Genomic DNA, 18,845 nt, shown 5'->3' on the forward strand with positions numbered 1-18,845 from the left:
TCACTCCTTGACCACGGCCTCCGTGCCGCCGCCGAACTCGATGAGCAGCCCGGACCGCAGCGCGATCGTCTTGCCCGGCTCCACGTCGCGTACCGTCCCGTCCTCCTTGCGCGCCGTCCACACGGTCTTCGTACGGTTGGTGAGGCCGAACCGGCCGCGCTGCTGCGGGTGTTCGGTGACCTCGCCGACCACGGCCGTGAAATCGTGCCGGTCGGGGTCGTCGCGCAGGTGGTGGGCGAAGACGCGGGCGCTCGGGGCGAGCCGGATACCGCGGCGGGTGCGCAGCGCGCCGGCACCGGTGGTCAGTTCGAGGCGGGGTGGCAGAGTGAGGGTGGTGCGGCACTTCCAGCACTCGGGCGGCGCGCCGTCGGGCTGGGTGAGGTTCTGCTTGCCGCAGACGCCGCACTGGGTGATGGCGTCGAGGACCTGGCTGAGCGCGTCGCGCCACACCGTCTCGCGCACCCGCACCGCCGGGTTGCGCAGCCCCTTCGTGAACGTGTCGATGAAGAGGTCGCGCAGGATCTTCGGCAGCGCGCCCCATGTCGCGACGACGGTCGGCTGCTCGCCGGGCACGGGGCGGTTGCGGGTGTCGGACGGGTCGTAGACGAAGACCGGGTCGGTTCCGTACAGCCGCCGTTTGGCGGCCTCGTCCATGCAGCGGATGTTCAGCGCGAGGGCGCCGTTGAAGGGGTGGTCGTTCATCAGGAGCAGGAAGAGCAGCACGGCCAGGGAGTGCAGGTCGCTCTGGGTGCCGGGCTGTCTGCCCTGGTCGCCGCGGACCAGCTCGGGTGCCATGAAGTCCATCGTGCCCGCGACACCGGCCTCGGCACCCTCCACGACGGCGTTGTCGTTGTCGCAGATCAGGACGTCGCCGGTGCGCGGGTCGAAGAAGATGTTGCCCCAGTTGATGTCGCGGTAGGCGATGCCGCGGGAGTGCAGGGCGCGGTAGGCCTCGACGGTGTGCAGCGCCACGGTGACCAGGGTGCGCATGGTCGCCGCGGACACCGAGGGGTCGCGGCGGAACAGCGCGGGCAGGTCGCAGAAGCGTGCGGGGCGTACGTCCATGACGTACCCGAAGCCGGGCTGCTTGCCCTCGGGGTCCATCACGAGGGAGCGGGGCCACAGGAAGCGGGGGTCGTCCCAGCCCTTGGCGATGAGCCCTTCGAGGATCTCCCGCTGGCGGGCGTCGGCCAGCTGGGGGTAGTACCACTTCACCGCCTGGTCGCCGGTGGGTGTCGTCACGCGGTAGACCTCGCCCTGGCCGCCGGAGCCGAAGAGCTCGGCGACCTTCAGCTTCTCCCCCGACTCGGCCACCAGGGTCTTTCCGGCGGCGAGCATGCCGTTCACCATGCTGTTCCTCTCTGCCCGCGAGGCCTTCGCGGCCTCACGTCTCGTGGCTGTGCTGTGGGGTCTGTGGGGTCCATGAGGGCGCCGTGACGGCGCCCACGAGGGTCGTGTCGTCCCCGGAGTAGGTGGCGGCGCGCGCCAGCCAGTCCGGGAGCTGTTCCTGGACGGCCGCCACGCCGTGCCGGGCGGCGCGGTCGCCGACGCCGGTGGCGAAGTCCAGGAACCCCTGGTGGTCGGCGAAGCTCTTGGAGAGTCCGTCGGTGGAGAGCAGTACGCATGGCGGGACGCCACCCGTGAACGGCTGCCAGTGCGAGCGCGTCTTGCGCCACGGCTCGGGCTCGCAGAGCGAGTCGGTCTCGTCGCCCATGTCGGGGCCGGTGGAGAGCGGGGTGTGCGGGGCCCCGGCGTCGTCGACGAGCACGATGTCCCCGTCGCCCAACTGCCAGCAGAACACCATGTGTTCGGTGAGGACGGCACCTATGAGGGTGCTGCCGTAAGCGGCGAGGTCCGGGGGCCCCTCGCGGTCGCGCGCCGTGGCCCCGCGCCCCGCCGTCAGTGAACGGGCGCCGTGCGCGGGTGCGTTGCGGTCGTGCAACAGGGCCCGTTCGTGCCAGCGGTGGCCGACCTGCTGCGGCAGGCGGCGCGCCTCCTCACGCAGCGCGGTCCACCCCGTGGCGTCGCCACCGACGCGGACGGCCTCGTACGCGAAGGGCCGCGCGCACGCGGTGAACTCCTCGACGGCCCAGAGCGCCCCGAGGTCGCTGCGGAAGTGCGCGGCGCTGCCGTGCCCGTCGGCGACCGCGAGGACGACCGCGCGGCCCCCGGCGACGGGCAGGGCGGCGCTGCGGTCCTGGCTGTACTTCTTCGCCACTCCTTTGACCGCACCGCTGAGCAGCGCCCAGGGTGCGGCAGGCGTCTGGGCGCCGGTCACCGGTTCCGGTCCGGTCGCCGTCTGCGGTCCGGTCACCAGATGTCGTCTTCGCCCTTGGTCATCGACGGGACGTCGATCGGCACGTGGGGCTTCGCGCCGTCGTCGACCTTCGGTGTGGAGGCGTCCTTGACGACCGCGGTGGACATCCAGCGGATGGCCGCGGCGAGCTGGCGGGGGTTCTTCGCCTGGAGCGGCTCCAGTTCGGGGTTGCCGAGGAACTCCTTGAGCATGCTCTTGTCGGCGTCGTCGCCGATGGCCACGGCGACGCGCACGGCCCGCTTGCCCCACGGGGTGGCGTCGATGGCGCGCAGCCCGGCGCGCCAGTCGTCGGTGGGCTGCCCGTCGGAGGCGAGCGCGAGGACCGGCGGCAGGGCACGCTGCGGCATGGGCGGGGTCTGGAGCGCGCCGGCCGCCAGTTTGAACGCGGCGCCCATGTCCGTGCCGCCGTAGATGTGGACGTCCTCCCAGGCGAACCGGTCGACCGGGGTGGGCTCGCTGACGTGCCAGCTCGCCCCGCTGGCGAAGGTGATGGCCCGCACGAGCAGGGAGGCGGCGGGGTTGGACTGGGCGGCCTGCTGCATGTCGGGGATGGCCTCACGGATGGCGAAGTTCAGCTCGCCGATCTTGCCGTTCACGCCCATGGAGCCCGAGCAGTCGAGCATCCAGATGAAGTGCACGGGGCGGCTGGCCATGCTGCCGCCGGGGAAGTTGTCGACGACGACGGTCTCGCTGGTGTCGCTCACGCTGGTCCTTTCCTGTGGAGCGTGCAGGGTGCATGTGCGCGGCCCCTCGGCCGCCTTGCCCGAAACGTGCCCGGAAGCGGTCACTCGTCCCGCTGCTTGATCCGGTGGCGCCACGCCGTCCATTCCTGGAGGTCCTGGCCCTCGCGCAGGTCCTGTCCCTTGCGCTGGAAGACGGTGGCCACGCGGCCGAGGTGGTGGTCGTCCAGGTGCGCGAGGACGGGCGCGAGGACCTCGTCGAGCAGTTCCGCGGCGGTCCTGCGCCAGTCGTCGCTGACGCCGTGCCGGTGCCGTGGCCGCCAGACATGGAAGTACGCGGCCACCTCGGCCGGCTGGTGCGGCAGTTCACGCGAGAGCCGGTCCCGGGTGCCCTCGTCGAGGAAGTACGCGCGGTAGGTGCCCAGCAATTCGGGTCCGGCGGTGAACAGGAGCCGCAGCCCGTGGGGGTCCCACACGTCCAGGGGGTTCGCCCGGGCGAGGGCGCGGCCCGTCCGCTCCCCGATGCCCTGCCGCAGGACCGGGCTCTTCGGTGCGACCCTGCGGAACAGCTCTTCAAGGCGCTTGAGCGAGAACCGGTCGACGCCGAGGCGGCCGTCGGCGAGGTCCTGGGCCGTCACGAGCAGGTCGGCGGTGTGGCGCTCGAAGGCGCCGAGCAAGCCGTCGTCGCGCATGTCGCGGGCGAAGGCGACCAGTTCGGGGTCGCAGCGGTCCGGGTCGCTGAGCCAGCCGGTGATGCGGCGGCCGAGGTCGGCCTCGACGATCAGGCGGGGCGTGCAGGTGCGGGCGATCCAGGGCTGCTCGGCGCGGTCCGGCGGGGTGTTGCGCCACACGATGTGCCACAGCAGCCGCAGCGTCGTGACGTCCTTGATCCGTCGGCCGGGCACGAGTTCGGTGAGCCGCTCGAAGAGTTCCGCCCCGCGCAGGTGGTCCGGGGGACCGGACCAGCGGGCGGCGGCCTCGGCGTAGCGGAAGGCGGGCGGGGCGTCGTCGATGTGCCGCCGCAGCCAGTCGCCCTGCGGGGAGCATGCCAGTTCCCGCAGGCGGTCGAGCTTGCGGTCGGTGAAGTCCACGAGGATCAGGCTCAGCACCTGGTGGGTGAGGGGGGGATGGCCGACCTCTTCGAGGACCCGTACGGCGTGCGCGCAGTCGCGCCGGTCGGGGCGGAGCAGGCTGCTCGCGAGCCGGTCCATGGCCTCAGCGAGTCCGGGGCCGCCGTCGGCGCCCACGGCGAGGGCGAGCCGCAGTGGCTCGGTCCAGGTGGGGATGGGGCCGCGCAGCCTGCGGCGCAGGGCGTCGTCGGCGCGGTCGCCGTACTCCGCGCGCAGCTGCCGCCAGCCTTCCTCGCCGAGCGGGAGCCCTTCGAAGGCGGTCAGGTCGGGCAGCGCGTCGCGGGCGCGAGGGGCGTCGAGGTGGTGCTTGACCAGGGCGAGCGCCAACGGCCGCGCGGCTTGGGCCTGTTCGCCCGCAAGGTCTCGGCAGAGCCGTCCGAGCGCGTCGAGGGTACGGGAGTCGGCCTCACCCCGCGCCACGGACCGGGTGAGGTCCTCGAAGACCGCGCGCAGGCAGTCGCCGCCGAGTCCCGCGAGGTCGGCGCCCGAGGGGGCACCCGCCGCGCCCTCGCGACCGGCCTCTGCTCCTGCCCCCGCCCCCTTGCCTCCGGAGATGAGCGGAAGCAGCGCGAAGGCGTCGTCGGCGTGTGCCGCCGCGCCGGGCGTGGGGCGCGGCGGATTCCCGGAGATCCACCGCTCGGCTGTGAGCTGGGCCCAGGCGTCGGATGCGGCGGGCGGGCTCTGGGGGCCGCCGGTGCCGTCGTGTACGCGGTACAGATACGTGACGGTCGCGTCGTCGGTGCGGTCGAGCCCGGCGGCCGGGCCGGTCCCGATGATCTGGTGCGGGGCGCCGTGCGGGTCGGTGGTCCAGGTGGTGAACGTCAGCGCGGGGACGTAGGCCTCGGGCAGCGAGGCGCAGGCGAGGGCGATCCAGTGGGCCACGGTCTCGGGGTCTTCCTCGACGAGGACGATCTGGCGGCCCGCGGGGTCGTCGAAGAGACGGCGCACATCAGTGAGGAAGGGCGCGACGCGGTCCGCGTGCGTCCGGGCGAAACGCACGAGGCGCTCGCGGTCGAAGTGCGCCTCGGACACAGGCAGTTCGGACTCGACGAACCCGGCGGCGAGCGTCTGCCCGGCGTCCGGCTCCCAGGCGGCGGAGCGCCAGGCGTCGATCGGCCACGCGGGCCCGGGTCCCGGGGTGTCGGCGCCCAGGTGCAGCGCCTCCACGCGCTGTCCCGGCAGCGCCGCGCACAGGAGGCGGCCGCCGTCCGGCAACAGGCTGTAGCTCAGCTCGGAGCCCGCTCCGATGATCCGCTCGACGGCGGCGCTGAACTCCCGTATCTGTTCCTGTTCTGGCTCCCGCCGCTCGGCGGGGATCGGACGGACGGCTCCGGTGTCCGGCTCCTGGACGAGCCGGTAGCTGAGGCGGCGGATGGCCATGCCACATTCTGACCAACCGTGGCGCCGTGCCGCAGGCCGTCCGCCAAGTTCACCCCGGACACTCCCGGCTCGGCCCGCGCGCCCTTGCGCGGCCGGGTGGTTGCGGTCACCGTGGTCGCGGGCCGGCGCCGACCGGACCTGCCGGCGATCGGAGTCGATGTGGCCTCCTTCCTGCTCCCCCGCACCCTGCTCGGCGAAGGCCCGCACAAGGTGATCGCGGTCCACGGCTGGTTCGCCGACCGGTCGGCGTACGATCCGGTGCTCGCGGATCTCGACACGGAGTCGTTCCAGTACGCGGTGGTGGACCTGCGCGGCTACGGCGAGGCCAAGGAAGCGGTCGGCGCGTACACGACGGGTGAGGGCGCGGCCGACGTCCTCGACCTCGCCGACCGGCTCGGGTGGGAGCGGTTCTCGCTGGTCGGCCACTCGATGGGCGGCAGTGTCGCCCAGCGCGTCCTGGCTGCCGCCCCGCACCGGGTGCGCCGTCTCGTGGGCGTGTCGCCCGTGCCCGCCTCGGGGCTGCGGCTGCCGCCCGAGCAGGGGGAGCTGTTCGCCTCCGCCGCGCACATCCCGGAGAACCGGCGCGCCATCATCGACTTCACCACGGGTGGTGTGCGCCCCCGCGCCTGGCTGGACCGCATGGTCGGCCGCTCGCTCGCGGTCAGCGACGCCAAGGCGTTCCGCGCCTGGCTGGACTCCTGGGCGGGCGAGGACTTCCACGCCGAGGTCGAGGGATCGCCCGTGCCCGCGCTCGCCGTCACCGGCGCGCTCGACCCGGCGCTCTCGGCCGATCTGATGCGGGGCACGTGGCTGCGCGCGTACCCGCGGGGGGAGGTGGCCGAGCTGCCCGGGGCGGGGCACTACGCGATGGACGAGGTGCCGCTCGCACTCATCCGTGCGGTGGAGGACTTCCTGCGGGCCGACAGCGGAAGCCCGGAAGGTTCCGGCGCGTGAGTCCGCCTGAGGGAACGACCACGCCGCCGGTCCCGGTCCCCGACGTCTTCGACCCTCGCCTGTACGCGGCCGGGGTCCCCCACGAGCGGTATCGCGTGCTGCGCGACCACCACCCGGTGGCCTGGCAGGAGGAGCCCGGCCTGCTGGGCTGGCCGGCGGGTCCGGGGTTCTGGGCGGTGACCCGGCACGCCGACGTCGTGCGGGTCCTGAAGGACGCGGCCACCTTCTCCTCGTATCTCGGGGCCACCCAGATCCGTGATCCCGACCCGGACGACCTGCCGTTCATCCGGCGCATGATGCTCAATCAGGACCCGCCGGGCCATGGGCGGTTGCGTAGGCTGGTCAGCCGGGCCTTCACGCCGAAGCGGGTCGCGCGGTTCGAGGCGCGGGCGCGTGAGCGGGCGCGCGTCCTGCTGGCCGGGGGCGTGGAGCGGGCGCGTGCCGGGGACGGCACCTTCGACGTCGTCACCGCCGTCACCGACGACTACGCTCTGCTGAACCTCGCCGATCTGCTCGGCGTCCCGCCGGACGACCGCGGGCTCCTGCTGCACTGGACGCGGCGTGTCATCGGCTATCAGGATCCTGATGAGGCGGCTGAGACCGCCCAGGGGGCCGAGGCGGCTCCTTCGGCCCGCGGGCTCGGCGGTGCCACCGCTCCCGTCAATCCGCGCTCGCCCGCGATGCTGCGCGACATGTTCGACTACGCGCGGACGCTGGCCGCGTACAAGCGCGACCATCCGGCCGACGACATCCTGACGACGCTCGCCACGGACGCCGAACTCACCACAGCCGAGCGGGAGATGTTCTTCTTCCTGCTCACCGTGGCGGGCAACGACACCGTGCGCTCGGCCGCTCCGGGCGGGCTGCTCGCGCTCGCCGAGAGTCCCCGTGAGTACGAACGGCTGCGTCACGGCACGGTCGGCCTCGCCACGGCCGTGGACGAACTGCTGCGCGTGCACCCGCCGGTGCTCAGTTTCCGGCGCACGGCGGCCCGTGACACGGAGCTGGCGGGGGTGCGGGTGGCGGCCGGCGACAAGGTCGTCGTCTTCCACGCCTCGGCCCACCACGACGAGCGGGTCTTCGCCGACCCGCACCGCCTCGACCTGGCCCGTTCGCCCAACCCCCAGGTGGCGTTCGGCGAGGGGCCGCACGTCTGCCCGGGCGCGCACTTCGCCCGGCTCCAACTGCGGGTGTGCTACGAGGAAGTGGCCCGCGCGCTGCCCGTACTGCGGCTCGCGGCGCCGCCCCGGCGGTTGGTCTCGCACTTCATCAACGGCCTGAAGTCGCTGCGGCTGGAGGTCCCCGCGTAAGGTGCGTGCGATACCACCAAGATCGATTCGGCTGCGCCCGGACGCGCATCCGGGACGCGGACCCGAGACCGGAGTAACGACGATGCACGCGGCAGCCGAGGACGAGGACGAGTTCCACGACGAGATCTTCCCCTTCGTGCCCGCTCCGGAGGACGGCAGCCGCTGGCAGGCCCCCGCCGACCTCGAAGAGCATCTGTACGAGCTCTGCGAGGCCGACGACGCGTACACGTATCTGCGGGCCGTCGCCGTGGAGGGCCTGTACCGGCCGGTGGCGCTGCACGAGAAGGACTCGGACGCGGACGCGAGCCCGCTGCTCACCGTCGACCTGCCGGACGGCCGCAAGGCGGCGCAGGTGTACACCGCCGGGCTGCTGCCGCGTCCGCACCCCGCCGTCGTCTACGAGTTCGTCACGCTCGGCGCGCTCGCCGAGGGCTGCCCGGACGACGTCGACATCCTGGTGATCAACGCGGCGACGCCCTGCGAGCAGTACTACCTGACCACCGACGAGGAGCGGCAGGTCTGGGCCGACCTGCACGAGCGCCACCACCGGGACGGCGGCCCCGGCGACCGCATCGAGACGCGCCGCACCGGGGCGCCCGGGCCGGGCCCGCTGCTGCACGGCCTGGCCTGCGGCGCGCACCTGTGCTTCGCCAACGGCGACCCGTGGAACACCCTCGACTGGCACGGCGCGGGCCATCACAACGAGGTGGGCCGCCTGGCCGAGTCCTGGGGCGTCCACAGCCGCGAGGAGTGGCTCGCCACCCAGGAACGGCTGCTGAGCCGTGAAGTCTCCCCCTGGTACTGGGACTTCGTCCTCGGCGCCCGCCTCGCGGTGATCGCCGAGGTCAGCCCCCGGCTCGACCCGGAGCGGTGGCGGGAGTGCGTCGAGGTCACCCTGCGCAACCGCGTCGTGGAGACCGGCGGCCCCGACACCCCGCACCGGCCGGGCGCCGACCCGGAGCTGGACGACTTCGTGGCGGCCATGCGCGGCCTGGTCGGGAAGATCCTGCGGTACGAGGCCCGTTTCCGCGCCGACGAACTCCTGCCGCCGGACGGCTTCGTGCACACCGTCGCGGCCTGGGACATCGGCCGCGCCTCCAAGATGGCCCGCTGGGGACGGGGCGCGCGGTACGCGACCGAGGCGGAGCTGCGCGCCGCCGTCGAGCGGACGTCGCGGGCCGCGCAGGCGGCGTACGGGTCGTGGGAGGAGTTCTCGGCGGGGTACGTCCTGGGCCGCTGCCTCCACTTCGACGAGGAGTCCTTCGGCTCCTGGTACACGGACGTCCTGCACGCCCACCGCGCGCTGACCACGGACCCGGACAGCCCTTGGCTGACCGTGCCCTTCGTGTGAGCGGGGTGACGGGACCGTTCAGCTGAGCGGGGCGGTCCGGTCCGCCGCGTGCCGGCCGGCGGTCCAGCCCTCCAGGGACGGCTTCCACTCCTCGGCGAGGAGCCCGAGCAGCACCTCGTCGAGGAACTCGCCGAGCACCCAGGCCGAGGAGCGCAGCACACCCTCGCGTACGAAGCCGTTGCGCTCGGCGGCGCGCAGCATCGCGGTGTTGTCCGCCAGCGTCTCTATCTGGAGCCGCCGCATGCCGCGCACGACGAAGCCGTAGTGGCACAGCACCGCGACCACGTCCGCGCCGTACCCCTTGCCGCGCGCGGACGGCAGGAGCCCGAGGCCGATGTGGGCCGAGCGGTGGTGGTTGTCGATGCCCCACAGTGTCGCGGTGCCGACGAGCGTGCCGCCCTCCAGTTCCACCACGGAGAACGGGACGCGCCCCTCCTCCTTGTCGTCCACGACGAGGCGCGGGTCCTTCGAGCCGGGCGTGATCGGCCGCCACGGCGCGCCATCGGCCCGCGAGCCGATGACCACGTCGTCGTAGAGCTCGGTCCGCAGAACCGGTATGTCGTCCTCGTGGCGGGCCCTGAGCCCGATCTTGTCGCCCTTCAGCATGGGGGATTCCTATCCGACGCGGCCGACCCGCGGCAATCCAATAAGAGCCGGGCCCGCGTTCATCACGATCGGATCTCACTCGCCCCTGAGCTCCCTCTCCGCTCTTGCCACCGCCGCGTGTAATCGTTTCCAATCCTCTGTGTAATCGATTCCACAAGGAGGTGGACCGACGATGGCCTCAAGCTCGGTGAGCATCAAGGACGTCGCGGCCGAGGCCGGCGTGTCCGTCGCCACCGTGTCGCGGGTGCTGAACAGCCACCCCTCGGTCAGCCCCGCGGCCCGCGCCCGCGTGATCGCGGCCGTCGAGGCGCTCGGGTACCGCCCGAACGCCGTCGCCCGCTCCCTGCGCACCGACCAGACGCGCACCCTCGGCCTGGTCATCAGCGACGTGCTCAACCCGTACTTCACCGAGCTGGCCCGCTCCGTCGAGGAGGCGGCCCGCGCGCTCGGCTACAGCGTGATCATCGGCAACGCGGACGAGCGGCCCGAACTCCAGGACCACCACGTACGGACCCTCCTGGACCGGCGGATCGACGGGCTGCTGGTCTCCCCCACCGACGGCGGCTCCCCGCTGATGCTGGACGCGGTGCGCGCCGGCACCCCGATGGTCTTCGTGGACCGGTGGATCCCCGGCGTGGACGTCCCCGTCGTCCGCTCCGACGGGCGCCAGGCCGTCCGGGACCTGGTCGCCCATCTGCACGGCCTCGGCCACCGCAGGCTCGCCATCATCGCGGGCCCGGCCGCCACGACGACCGGCAGCGAACGCGTCGAGGCCTTCCGCGACGCCCTGCGCGAGCACGGCATCGCCCTGCCCGACGCCTACATCGGCCAGGGCGACTTCCAGGCCGCCAGCGGGCGCCGTGCCACCGAGCGCTTCCTCGCCCTGCCCGAGCCGCCCGACGTCGTCTTCGCCGCCGACAACCTCATGGCGCTCGGTGCCCTCGACGCCATCCGCGCGCACGGCCTGCGGGTCCCGCGCGACATCGGGCTCGCGGCCTTCGACGACATCCCGTGGTTCGTGCACACCGACCCGCCCGTCACCGCGATCGCCCAGCCGACGGGTGACCTGGGCAGGGCCGCCGTGCACGCCTTGATCGACCGGATCGAGGGCAGGAGCCCGCGATCCGTGACCCTGCCCGCCCGCCTCGTCGTCCGGCGTTCCTGCGGCGAGAACACCGATGAGCGCGGCGACGAGGACACCGGCGAGAACACCTCCGTACGACCCCGAAGGAGCAACCGTGAGTGACCAGAGCGAGTTGCTGCGCATCGAAGGCATCCGCAAGACGTTCCCCGGTGTCGTCGCTCTCGACTCCGTCGACTTCGATCTGCGCCGCGGTGAGGTGCACGTCCTGCTCGGTGAGAACGGGGCGGGCAAGAGCACCCTCATCAAGATGCTCTCCGGGGCCTACCGCCCCGACAGCGGTCGCATCGTCGTGGACGGCGAGGACGTACGCATCCATGGCGCGCAGGACGCCGAGCGGCTCGGGATCGCCACCATCTACCAGGAGTTCAACCTCGTACCGGATCTGACGGTCGCCGAGAACATCTTCCTGGGGCGGCAGCCGCGCCGCTTCGGGATGGTCGACCGCAAGAGGATGGAGGCCGACGCCGAGGAGCTGCTGAAGCGGGTCGGCGTGCAGGTGTCGCCGCGCGCCAAGGTGCGCGAACTGGGCATCGCACGGCTCCAGATGGTCGAGATCGCCAAGGCGCTGAGCCTGGACGCGCGCGTGCTCATCATGGACGAGCCGACCGCCGTCCTCACCTCCGAGGAGGTCGAGAAGCTCTTCGCCATCGTGCGCGCGCTGCGCGAGGACGGTGCCGGCATCGTCTTCATCACCCACCACCTCGAAGAGATCGCCGCGCTCGGCGACCGCGTCACCGTCCTGCGGGACGGCCGCAGCGTCGACCAGGTGCCCGCCTCCACCCCGGAGGAGGAGCTCGTCCGGCTCATGGTGGGGCGCAGCATCGAGCAGCAGTATCCGCGCCGACGCCCGGACGCCGGGCCGCCGTTGCTGTCCGTCGAGGGGCTCACCCGGGACGGGGTCTTCCACGACGTCAGCTTCGAGGTGCGGGCCGGTGAGGTCGTCGGGCTCGCGGGGCTCGTCGGTGCGGGCCGCACCGAGGTGGCGCGCGCGGTCTTCGGTGCGGATCCGTACGACGCGGGCAGCGTGGGCGTACGCGGTGAGCGCCTGCCCCGGCATGACGTGAACGCCGCGATGGGCGCGGGCATCGGCCTCGTACCGGAGGACCGCAAGGGCCAGGGCCTGGTCCTCGACGCGTCGGTGCGGGAGAACCTCGGCCTGGTCACGCTGCGGTCGGCGACCCGGGCCGGGCTCGTGGACCGCAAGGGCCAGGCGAGGGACGCCGCCCGGATCGCCGAGCAGCTGAAGGTGCGCATGGCCGGGCTCGGCCAGCACGTGCGCACGCTCTCCGGCGGCAACCAGCAGAAGATCGTCATCGGCAAGTGGCTTCTGGCGGATGTCAAGGTGCTGATCCTCGACGAGCCGACGCGCGGCATCGACGTGGGCGCGAAGGTCGAGATCTACCAGCTGATCAACGAACTGACGGCCTCCGGGCACGCCGTCCTGATGATCTCCAGCGACCTGCCCGAGGTGCTCGGCATGAGCGACCGGGTCCTGGTCATGGCGCAGGGCCGGATCGCCGGTGAACTCACCGCCGACGAGGCGACCCAGGACGCGGTGATGGCGCTCGCCGTCAGCGCGGCGGCCCCAGCGGATACCCCAACGGACATACGGAACGACGAAGATGAAGAAGCGGAGGGCTCCCGTGGCCACTGAAACCCTGAAGCGTGACGCGGGCGGCACGGGTGGCACGGCCACGCTCCGCCGCGTCCTGCTCGACAACGGCGCGCTGAGCGCCCTGATCGTCCTGGTCGTGGCGATGTCGCTGCTCTCCGGCGACTTCCTCACCACGCAGAACCTGCTCAACGTGGGCGTGCAGGCCGCCGTGACGGCGATCCTGGCGTTCGGCGTGACGTTCGTGATCGTGTCGGCCGGCATCGACCTGTCGGTCGGTTCGGTGGCCGCGCTGTCGGCCACCGTCCTCGCCTGGTCGGCGACTTCGGAGGGACTGCCGGTCTGGCTCGCGGTCGTCCTCGCCGTCGGCACGGGCATGGCGTGCGGGTTCGTCAACGGCCTGCTGGTCTCGTACGGGAAGCTGCCGCCGTTCATCGCGACGCTCGCGATGCTCTCGGTGGCCCGCGGCCTGTCCCTGGTGATCTCGCAGGGCAGCCCGATCCCGTTCCCCGACTCGGTCTCGCATCTCGGAGACACGGTGGGCGGTTGGCTGCCGATCCCCGTGGTCGTGATGGTCGTGATGGGCCTGCTGACGGCTCTGGTCCTCGGCCGGACGTTCATCGGCCGCTCCATGTACGCGATCGGCGGCAACGAAGAGGCGGCCCGCCTCTCCGGTCTGCGCGTCAAGCGCCAGAAGCTCGTCATCTACGCGCTCTCCGGCCTCTTCGCGGCCGTCGCGGGCATCGTGCTCGCCTCCCGTCTGGTCTCCGCGCAGCCGCAGGCCGCGCAGGGGTACGAACTCGACGCCATCGCCGCGGTCGTCATCGGCGGCGCGAGCCTCGCGGGCGGCGTCGGCAAGGCGTCCGGGACGCTCATCGGCGCGCTGATCCTCGCGGTGCTGCGCAACGGCCTCAACCTCCTCTCCGTGTCGGCCTTCTGGCAGCAGGTCGTGATCGGTGTCGTCATCGCGCTGGCGGTTCTGCTGGATACACTGCGCAGGCGGGCCGGGGCGACTCCCGGAGCCTCCTCGGGCGCTTCCGGCGGGCTGCGGGGCAAGGGGCCGCAGGCGGCGAAGTACGCGGTGGCCGCCGTGGTCGGCGCGGCGGTGATCGGCGCGGTCTCCTTCTTCAACTCGGGTCCCTCGGGCACCTCGACGAAGGTCGGCATGTCGCTGTCCACCCTCAACAACCCCTTCTTCGTGCAGATGAAGCAGGGCGCGCAGGCCGAGGCCGAGAAGGCGGGGATCGACCTGACCGTCACCGACGCGCAGAACGACGCCTCCCAGCAGAGCAACCAGCTCCAGAACTTCACCGGCGAGGGCGTCAAGTCCATCATCGTCAATCCGGTGGACTCCGACGCGGCGGGCCCGGCCGTGCGCGGCGCCAACAAGCAGGACATCCCCGTGGTCGCCGCCGACCGCGGGGTGAACAAGGCGGAGACCGCCACGCTCGTCGCCTCCGACAACGTGGCGGGCGGCAGGCTCGCGGCGAAGACCCTCGCCGAGAAGCTGGGCGGCAAGGGCAAGGTCGTCGTCCTCCAGGGCACGCCGGGTACCTCCGCGAGCCGCGAGCGCGGGCAGGGCTTCGCCGAGGGCATCAAGGCGTACCCAGGGATCGACGTCGTCGCCAAGCAGCCCGCGGACTTCGACCGCACCAAGGGCCTGGACGTCATGACGAACCTCCTCCAGTCCCACAAGGGCGTGAACGGCGTCTTCGCCGAGAACGACGAGATGGCGCTCGGCGCCGTCAAGGCGCTCGGCGCCAAGGCGGGCACGTCCGTGCCGGTGGTGGGCTTCGACGGCACCCCCGACGGGCTGAAGGCGGTCGAGGCGGGCACGCTGTACGCGTCCGTGGCGCAGCAGCCGAGGGAACTGGGCCGGATCGCCGTGGAGAACGCGGTGCGGGCGGCGCAGGGCAAGAAGGTGCAGGAGACGGTGAAGGTACCGGTGAAGGTCGTCACGTCGAAGAACGTGCAGGATTTCTCCTGACCGCCTCGCAGCATCACCGTACGAAAGCAGGGAACAGCACATGAACGACGCCGACACCGCTGACAGCACCGACTACGAGCTGCTTGTCGTGGGCTCCGCCAACGCCGATCTGGTGGTCGGCGTGGAGCGGCGCCCCGCGGCCGGCGAGACGGTCCTCGGCTCCGACCTGGCCGTCCACCCCGGCGGCAAGGGCGGCAACCAGGCCGTCGCCGCGGCCCGGCTCGGCGCCCGCACGGCGCTGCTCGCCCGGGTCGGCGACGACGCCCACGGCACTCTCCTGCTGGAGGCGCAGCGCGCGGCCGGCGTGGACACCGCCGGTGTCCTGGTGGGCGGCGCGCCCACCGGCGTCGCGCTGATCACGGTCGACCCGTCGGGCGACAACAGCATCGTGGTCTCGCCCGGCGCCAACGCCCGCCTCACCCCCGAGGACATCCGGGCGGCGGGCGGGCTGCTCGCGGCGGCGCGGGTGGTCTCCAGCCAGCTGGAGATCCCCCTGGAGACGGTCGCCGAGGTGGTCCGCGCGCTGCGGCCCGGCGCCCGCTTCGTCCTCAACCCGTCGCCGCCGGCGCCGCTGCCCGCCGAGGTCCTCGCCGCCTGCGACCCGCTGGTGGTCAACGAACACGAGGCCCGCGTGATCCTCGGTGACGACGCGGGTGACGCCCCGGAGGAGTGGGCGCGGGGGCTGCTCGCGCTCGGCCCCCGGTCCGTCGTGATCACGCTGGGGTCGGCGGGCGCGCTCACCGCGGACGGCTCCGACGTCGTACGGGTGCCGAGTCCGAAGGTCGACGCGGTGGACACGACCGGCGCGGGCGACGCCTTCACCGCGGCGCTGGGCTGGCGGCTCGGGCTCGGCGAGGACCTGCCGACGGCGGCCGCGTACGCGGTGCGGGTGGGTGCGGCGGCGGTGACGCGCGAGGGCGCGCAGGCCTCTTACCCGACGGCTTCGGAGCTTCCCGCGGCCGCTCCGGAGGTCCCGGAGGTCCCGTCCCCGTGAAGAGGTCGGGCATCCTCAACCGTCATCTCGCGGGCGCGCTCGCGGAGTTGGGACACGGCGACACGGTCCTGGTCTGCGACGCGGGCATGCCGATCCCGGCGGGCCCGCGCGTGGTGGACCTGGCGTTCCGTGCCGGGGTCCCCGCCTTCGCGGAGGTGCTCGACGGCCTGCTCGCCGAGCTGGTGGTGGAGGGCGGGACGGCGGCGCGCGAGATCCGGGAGGCGAACCCGGACGCGGCGCTGCTGCTGCGCGAGAGTCTGCCGGCGCTGGAGCTGGTCGCCCACGAGGAGGTGAAGCGCCTCTCGGCGGGCGCCCGCCTCGTGGTCCGCACCGGGGAGGCCCGCCCGTACGCGAATGTGCTGCTGCGCTGCGGGGTCTTCTTCTGACGCCGGCCGACATCGAGCGGAGGCCGAAGAGTCGTCCGCTATACGAACACCACTGACCGTATTCTGACCGGTTTCCTCTCTTGACGGGAGATCGTCGCGCCCTCAACATCAGGCAACGCACAGCTCCAAAGGCGCCCCGCGGCACCCGCGTCGCGGGGCGTTTCGTACGTTCCGTCCCCCTCGCTGTTCGGAATACGGAGCCCCACACATGAACCTCTTCAGACGTGCGGCCGTCGGTGCCGCCACCGTGGCCATCGGCGGCCTGCTCGCCACCGCCGCTCCCGCCATCGCCGCGCCCGCCGCCCCGTCACCCACGCTCGCGGCGCCCGACCTCCCGCTCGCCAACGTCAAGGCGCACCTGACCCAGTTCCAGTCCATAGCCTCGGCCAACGGCGGCAACCGCGCCCACGGCCGCCCCGGCTACAAGGCCTCCATCGACTACGTCAAGGGCAAGCTGGACGCGGCCGGGTTCACCACGACCGTGCAGCAGTTCACGTCCGGCGGCGCCACGGGCTACAACCTCATCGCGGACTGGCCGGGCGGCGACCCGAACAAGGTCCTCATGGCGGGCGCGCACCTGGACAGCGTCTCCTCCGGACCCGGCGTCAACGACAACGGCTCGGGCTCGGCGGGCGTCCTGGAGACGGCGCTCGCGGTCTCCCGCGCGCAGCTCAAGCCGACGAAACACCTGCGGTTCGCCTGGTGGGGCGCCGAGGAGCTGGGCATGGTCGGTTCCCGGTACTACGTCAACAACCTCCCCACCGCGGAGCGTTCAAAGGTCAGCGGCTATCTGAACTTCGACATGATCGGCTCGCCGAACGCCGGCTACTTCGTCTACGACGACGACCCGGCCATCGAGAAGACGTTCAAGGACTACTACGCCGCTCTGAACGTCCCGACGGAGATCGAGACCGAGGGCGACGGCCGCTCCGACCACGCCCCGTTCAAGAACGTCGGCATCCCCGTCGGCGGTCTCTTCAGCGGCGCCGAGCGCGCCAAGTCCAGCGCGCAGGCGCAGAAGTGGGGCGGCACGGCGGGCCAGGCCTTCGACCGCTGCTACCACTCGTCGTGCGACACCACGACGAACATCAACGACACCGCCCTGGACCGCAACAGCGACGCCATCGCCCACGCCGTATGGACCCTCGGCACGGACACCCCGGTCCCGCCCGGTGACGCGTACGAGAACACCACCGACGTCGCCGTCCCGGACAACGGCGCCGCGGTGACCTCGACGGTGAACGTGGCCGGCCGCACCGGCAACGCCCCGGCCGCCCTCAAGGTGGACGTCGACATCCGCCACACCTGGCGCGGCGACGTGGTCATCGACCTGCTCGCCCCGGACGGCACCGCGTACCGCCTGAAGAACTCCAGCGGCAACGACTCGGCGGACAACGTCATCGCGACGTACACGGTCGACGCGTCCAGTGAGAGCGCCAACGGCGCCTGGAAGCTGCGGGTACAGGACGTGGCGGCGCAGGACACCGGCTACCTCAACAGCTGGAAGCTGACCTTCTAGCCCACGCCCCGGCACGCGTTTCCTCACCAAAGGGTTCCGCGCTGCACGGGTCCCGCGCTGCACGGATTTCGCGCTGCAAGGATTTCGCGCTGCAAGGATTCCGCAAGCGCCGCGCAAGCCTTCCGCCCGGACTTCGGGGCATCCCCCGGCCGAAGCCCGAACACCCAACGGGAGTCCACACCACCGGGGGAGACGAGACCATGGCGGTTGAGAGCAGCACCACCTCCACGGGGCCGTTACCCGGGTCCGGAGCCCTCTCCGGACCCGGGCACGACTCGCAGTGGCTGACCCTGACCCACTGCAAGCGCGTCCTCGTCGTCGTCCACACCGAGGTCTACGGCAGCCGGCTGCGGGACGTGCTCCCGCTGCTGGAGTCGGACCTGCGGATCCAGACCCACTTCACCATCGCTCCGCACGCCTTCAACGCGGGGGCGGAGCGCACCCTGCGCGCGCTGAACAGCGCCGTACTGCCCTGGGAAGAGGCGGTGCGCCGGGAGTTCGACCTGGTGCTCGCGGCCGGTTCGCAGGGCATCGACCGGCTGCGCGGCCCCCTGCTGCGGATGCCGCACGGCGCGGGCCACATCAAGCTGTCGCGTACGGCGGACGACCGCGACCCGGGGGCGCCGCGCACCGTCGGGGAGCTGGGGCGGCAGTACCTGACCCGCGACGGCGAGGTGGTGCCGAAGGCGCTGGCCCTCGCCCACCGCGAGGACCTGGCCACCCTGGCCCGCACCTGCCCCGAGGCGCTGCCCGTCAGCGAGGTGGTGGGCGACGCCTGTCACGACCGGGTCGTGGCGAGCCTGCCGCTGCGCCGCCGCTACCGCACGGCCCTCGGCCTGCGCCGCGGGCAGCAGCTGATCCTCGTCTCCTCCACGTGGGGGCTCGGCTCGTCGTTCAACCGGCTGGACGCCCTCCTGCCCCGGCTCCTGACGGAACTCGACCCCGCGCGGTACCGCATCGCGGTCCTGGTGCACCCCAACGTCTGGTCCGGGCATGGCGACTGGCAGGTCCGGTCGTGGCTGGCCGCCGCCGAGCGGCGGGGCATCACCGTACTGCCGCCGGACACGGACTGGCGTGTTCCGCTGATCGCCGCCGACTGGGTGATCGGCGACCACGGCTCCGTGACGCTGTACGCCACACTGACCCGCGCGGTCATCCTGCTGGCCCGCTACCCCGGCGCCGACATCAACCCCGACTCCCCCGCCGTCGAACTGGCCCGCGCCGCGCCCGCCCTGTCCCCGGCACACCCGCTGCCGGAGCAGCTCGCGTACGCGCGTTCCGAGTACCCCGCCGAGGAGTACGCGCGGATCGGGCGGCGCATCTCCTCGGAGCCGGGGCGGTTCGCCCGCAACACCCGCAGGCTGATGTACCGGCTCCTGGGCATCGGCCAGCCCGCCTACGAGGCGTCGCTTCCGGTACTGCCGGTGCCGGCGGCTCCGGCGGGCATGGGGGCGGCCGGCGGGATCCCGGCGTGA

At 72.6% G+C, this 18,845-nt stretch carries 15 protein-coding genes; 10 read left to right on the forward strand and 5 right to left on the reverse strand.

What is annotated here, in order from left to right; translation table 11 throughout:
* From ACOBQB_RS06935 to ACOBQB_RS06950, 4 genes are all read right to left on the reverse strand, one after another.
* Positions 1–1,350, reverse strand: a complete 1,350-nt coding sequence (locus ACOBQB_RS06935) for a protein kinase domain-containing protein (protein WP_423589617.1) — start codon at positions 1,348–1,350, stop codon at positions 1–3.
* A 34-nt stretch (positions 1,351–1,384) separates the two neighbouring features.
* The gene (locus ACOBQB_RS06940; RefSeq protein WP_423589618.1) at positions 1,385–2,314 is read right to left on the reverse strand and encodes a protein phosphatase 2C domain-containing protein; all 930 of its coding nucleotides are present in this window, start codon (positions 2,312–2,314) and stop codon (positions 1,385–1,387) included.
* Entirely contained in the window at positions 2,311–2,970 is a 660-nt protein-coding gene (locus tag ACOBQB_RS06945; protein ID WP_423590456.1) for a vWA domain-containing protein, read from the reverse strand. The genes ACOBQB_RS06940 and ACOBQB_RS06945 overlap by 4 nt, the downstream gene beginning before the upstream one ends.
* Before the next feature lie 131 nt (positions 2,971–3,101).
* Complete coding sequence (locus tag ACOBQB_RS06950; protein ID WP_423589620.1) at positions 3,102–5,507, reverse strand: GTPase-associated protein 1-related protein; 2,406 nt, start codon at positions 5,505–5,507, stop codon at positions 3,102–3,104.
* 159 nt (positions 5,508–5,666) lie between these two features.
* Here ACOBQB_RS06950 and ACOBQB_RS06955 point away from each other — a divergent pair, with 159 nt between their 5' ends.
* The 3 genes from ACOBQB_RS06955 (at position 5,667) to ACOBQB_RS06965 (ending at position 9,122) form a co-directional block, all read left to right on the forward strand.
* Complete coding sequence (locus ACOBQB_RS06955) at positions 5,667–6,461, forward strand: alpha/beta fold hydrolase (RefSeq protein ID WP_423590458.1); 795 nt, start codon at positions 5,667–5,669, stop codon at positions 6,459–6,461.
* Complete coding sequence (locus tag ACOBQB_RS06960; RefSeq protein ID WP_423589621.1) at positions 6,458–7,771, forward strand: cytochrome P450; 1,314 nt, start codon at positions 6,458–6,460, stop codon at positions 7,769–7,771. Before ACOBQB_RS06955 ends, ACOBQB_RS06960 begins: the two co-directional genes overlap by 4 nt.
* 82 nt (positions 7,772–7,853) lie before the next feature.
* Positions 7,854–9,122 (forward strand): DUF1266 domain-containing protein, encoded by a 1,269-nt coding sequence (locus tag ACOBQB_RS06965; protein ID WP_423589623.1) that lies wholly within the window; start codon positions 7,854–7,856, stop codon positions 9,120–9,122.
* An 18-nt stretch (positions 9,123–9,140) separates the two neighbouring features.
* Here ACOBQB_RS06965 and ACOBQB_RS06970 read toward each other — a convergent pair whose 3' ends face one another.
* Positions 9,141–9,728 (reverse strand): GNAT family N-acetyltransferase, encoded by a 588-nt coding sequence (locus ACOBQB_RS06970; RefSeq protein WP_423589624.1) that lies wholly within the window; start codon positions 9,726–9,728, stop codon positions 9,141–9,143.
* A 172-nt stretch (positions 9,729–9,900) separates the two neighbouring features.
* Here ACOBQB_RS06970 and ACOBQB_RS06975 point away from each other — a divergent pair, with 172 nt between their 5' ends.
* The 7 genes from ACOBQB_RS06975 (at position 9,901) to ACOBQB_RS07005 (ending at position 18,845) form a co-directional block, all read left to right on the forward strand.
* Positions 9,901–10,974 carry a LacI family DNA-binding transcriptional regulator gene (locus ACOBQB_RS06975; RefSeq protein ID WP_423589626.1) on the forward strand — a complete coding sequence of 358 codons (1,074 nt, stop codon included), beginning with the start codon at positions 9,901–9,903 and terminating at the stop codon, positions 10,972–10,974.
* Positions 10,967–12,526, forward strand: coding sequence for a sugar ABC transporter ATP-binding protein (locus ACOBQB_RS06980; protein WP_423589627.1), 1,560 nt, complete (start codon positions 10,967–10,969; stop codon positions 12,524–12,526). Before ACOBQB_RS06975 ends, ACOBQB_RS06980 begins: the two co-directional genes overlap by 8 nt.
* Positions 12,516–14,471: a substrate-binding domain-containing protein gene (locus tag ACOBQB_RS06985; protein WP_423589628.1), complete on the forward strand. Its 1,956-nt coding sequence runs from the start codon at positions 12,516–12,518 to the stop codon at positions 14,469–14,471. Before ACOBQB_RS06980 ends, ACOBQB_RS06985 begins: the two co-directional genes overlap by 11 nt.
* A gap of 40 nt (positions 14,472–14,511) precedes the next feature.
* Positions 14,512–15,465, forward strand: coding sequence for a ribokinase (locus tag ACOBQB_RS06990; protein WP_423589629.1), 954 nt, complete (start codon positions 14,512–14,514; stop codon positions 15,463–15,465).
* Positions 15,462–15,851 carry a D-ribose pyranase gene (gene rbsD / locus ACOBQB_RS06995; protein WP_423589630.1) on the forward strand — a complete coding sequence of 130 codons (390 nt, stop codon included), beginning with the start codon at positions 15,462–15,464 and terminating at the stop codon, positions 15,849–15,851. The genes ACOBQB_RS06990 and rbsD overlap by 4 nt, the downstream gene beginning before the upstream one ends.
* Positions 15,852–16,059: 208 nt before the next feature.
* Complete coding sequence (locus ACOBQB_RS07000) at positions 16,060–17,370, forward strand: M28 family metallopeptidase (RefSeq protein WP_423589631.1); 1,311 nt, start codon at positions 16,060–16,062, stop codon at positions 17,368–17,370.
* A 200-nt stretch (positions 17,371–17,570) separates the two neighbouring features.
* Positions 17,571–18,845, forward strand: coding sequence for a hypothetical protein (locus tag ACOBQB_RS07005; protein ID WP_423589632.1), 1,275 nt, complete (start codon positions 17,571–17,573; stop codon positions 18,843–18,845).

It is taken from the genome of Streptomyces sp. G5(2025), assembly GCF_049542075.1.
GTDB lineage: Bacteria > Actinomycetota > Actinomycetes > Streptomycetales > Streptomycetaceae > Streptomyces.

What these genes read in the sequence shown, in the direction of transcription:
- ACOBQB_RS06950 (WP_423589620.1), bottom strand. Translation starts at nt 5,507, where the DNA reads ATGGCCATCCGCCGCCTCAGCTACCGGCTCGTCCAGGAGCCGGACACC.
- ACOBQB_RS06945 (WP_423590456.1), bottom strand. Translation starts at nt 2,970, where the DNA reads ATGGCCAGCCGCCCCGTGCACTTCATCTGGATGCTCGACTGCTCGGGC.
- ACOBQB_RS07000 (WP_423589631.1), top strand. Translation starts at nt 16,060, where the DNA reads ATGAACCTCTTCAGACGTGCGGCCGTCGGTGCCGCCACCGTGGCCATC.
- ACOBQB_RS07005 (WP_423589632.1), top strand. Translation starts at nt 17,571, where the DNA reads ATGGCGGTTGAGAGCAGCACCACCTCCACGGGGCCGTTACCCGGGTCC.
- ACOBQB_RS06975 (WP_423589626.1), top strand. Translation starts at nt 9,901, where the DNA reads ATGGCCTCAAGCTCGGTGAGCATCAAGGACGTCGCGGCCGAGGCCGGC.
- ACOBQB_RS06970 (WP_423589624.1), bottom strand. Translation starts at nt 9,728, where the DNA reads ATGCTGAAGGGCGACAAGATCGGGCTCAGGGCCCGCCACGAGGACGAC.
- ACOBQB_RS06990 (WP_423589629.1), top strand. Translation starts at nt 14,512, where the DNA reads ATGAACGACGCCGACACCGCTGACAGCACCGACTACGAGCTGCTTGTC.
- ACOBQB_RS06965 (WP_423589623.1), top strand. Translation starts at nt 7,854, where the DNA reads ATGCACGCGGCAGCCGAGGACGAGGACGAGTTCCACGACGAGATCTTC.
- ACOBQB_RS06935 (WP_423589617.1), bottom strand. Translation starts at nt 1,350, where the DNA reads ATGGTGAACGGCATGCTCGCCGCCGGAAAGACCCTGGTGGCCGAGTCG.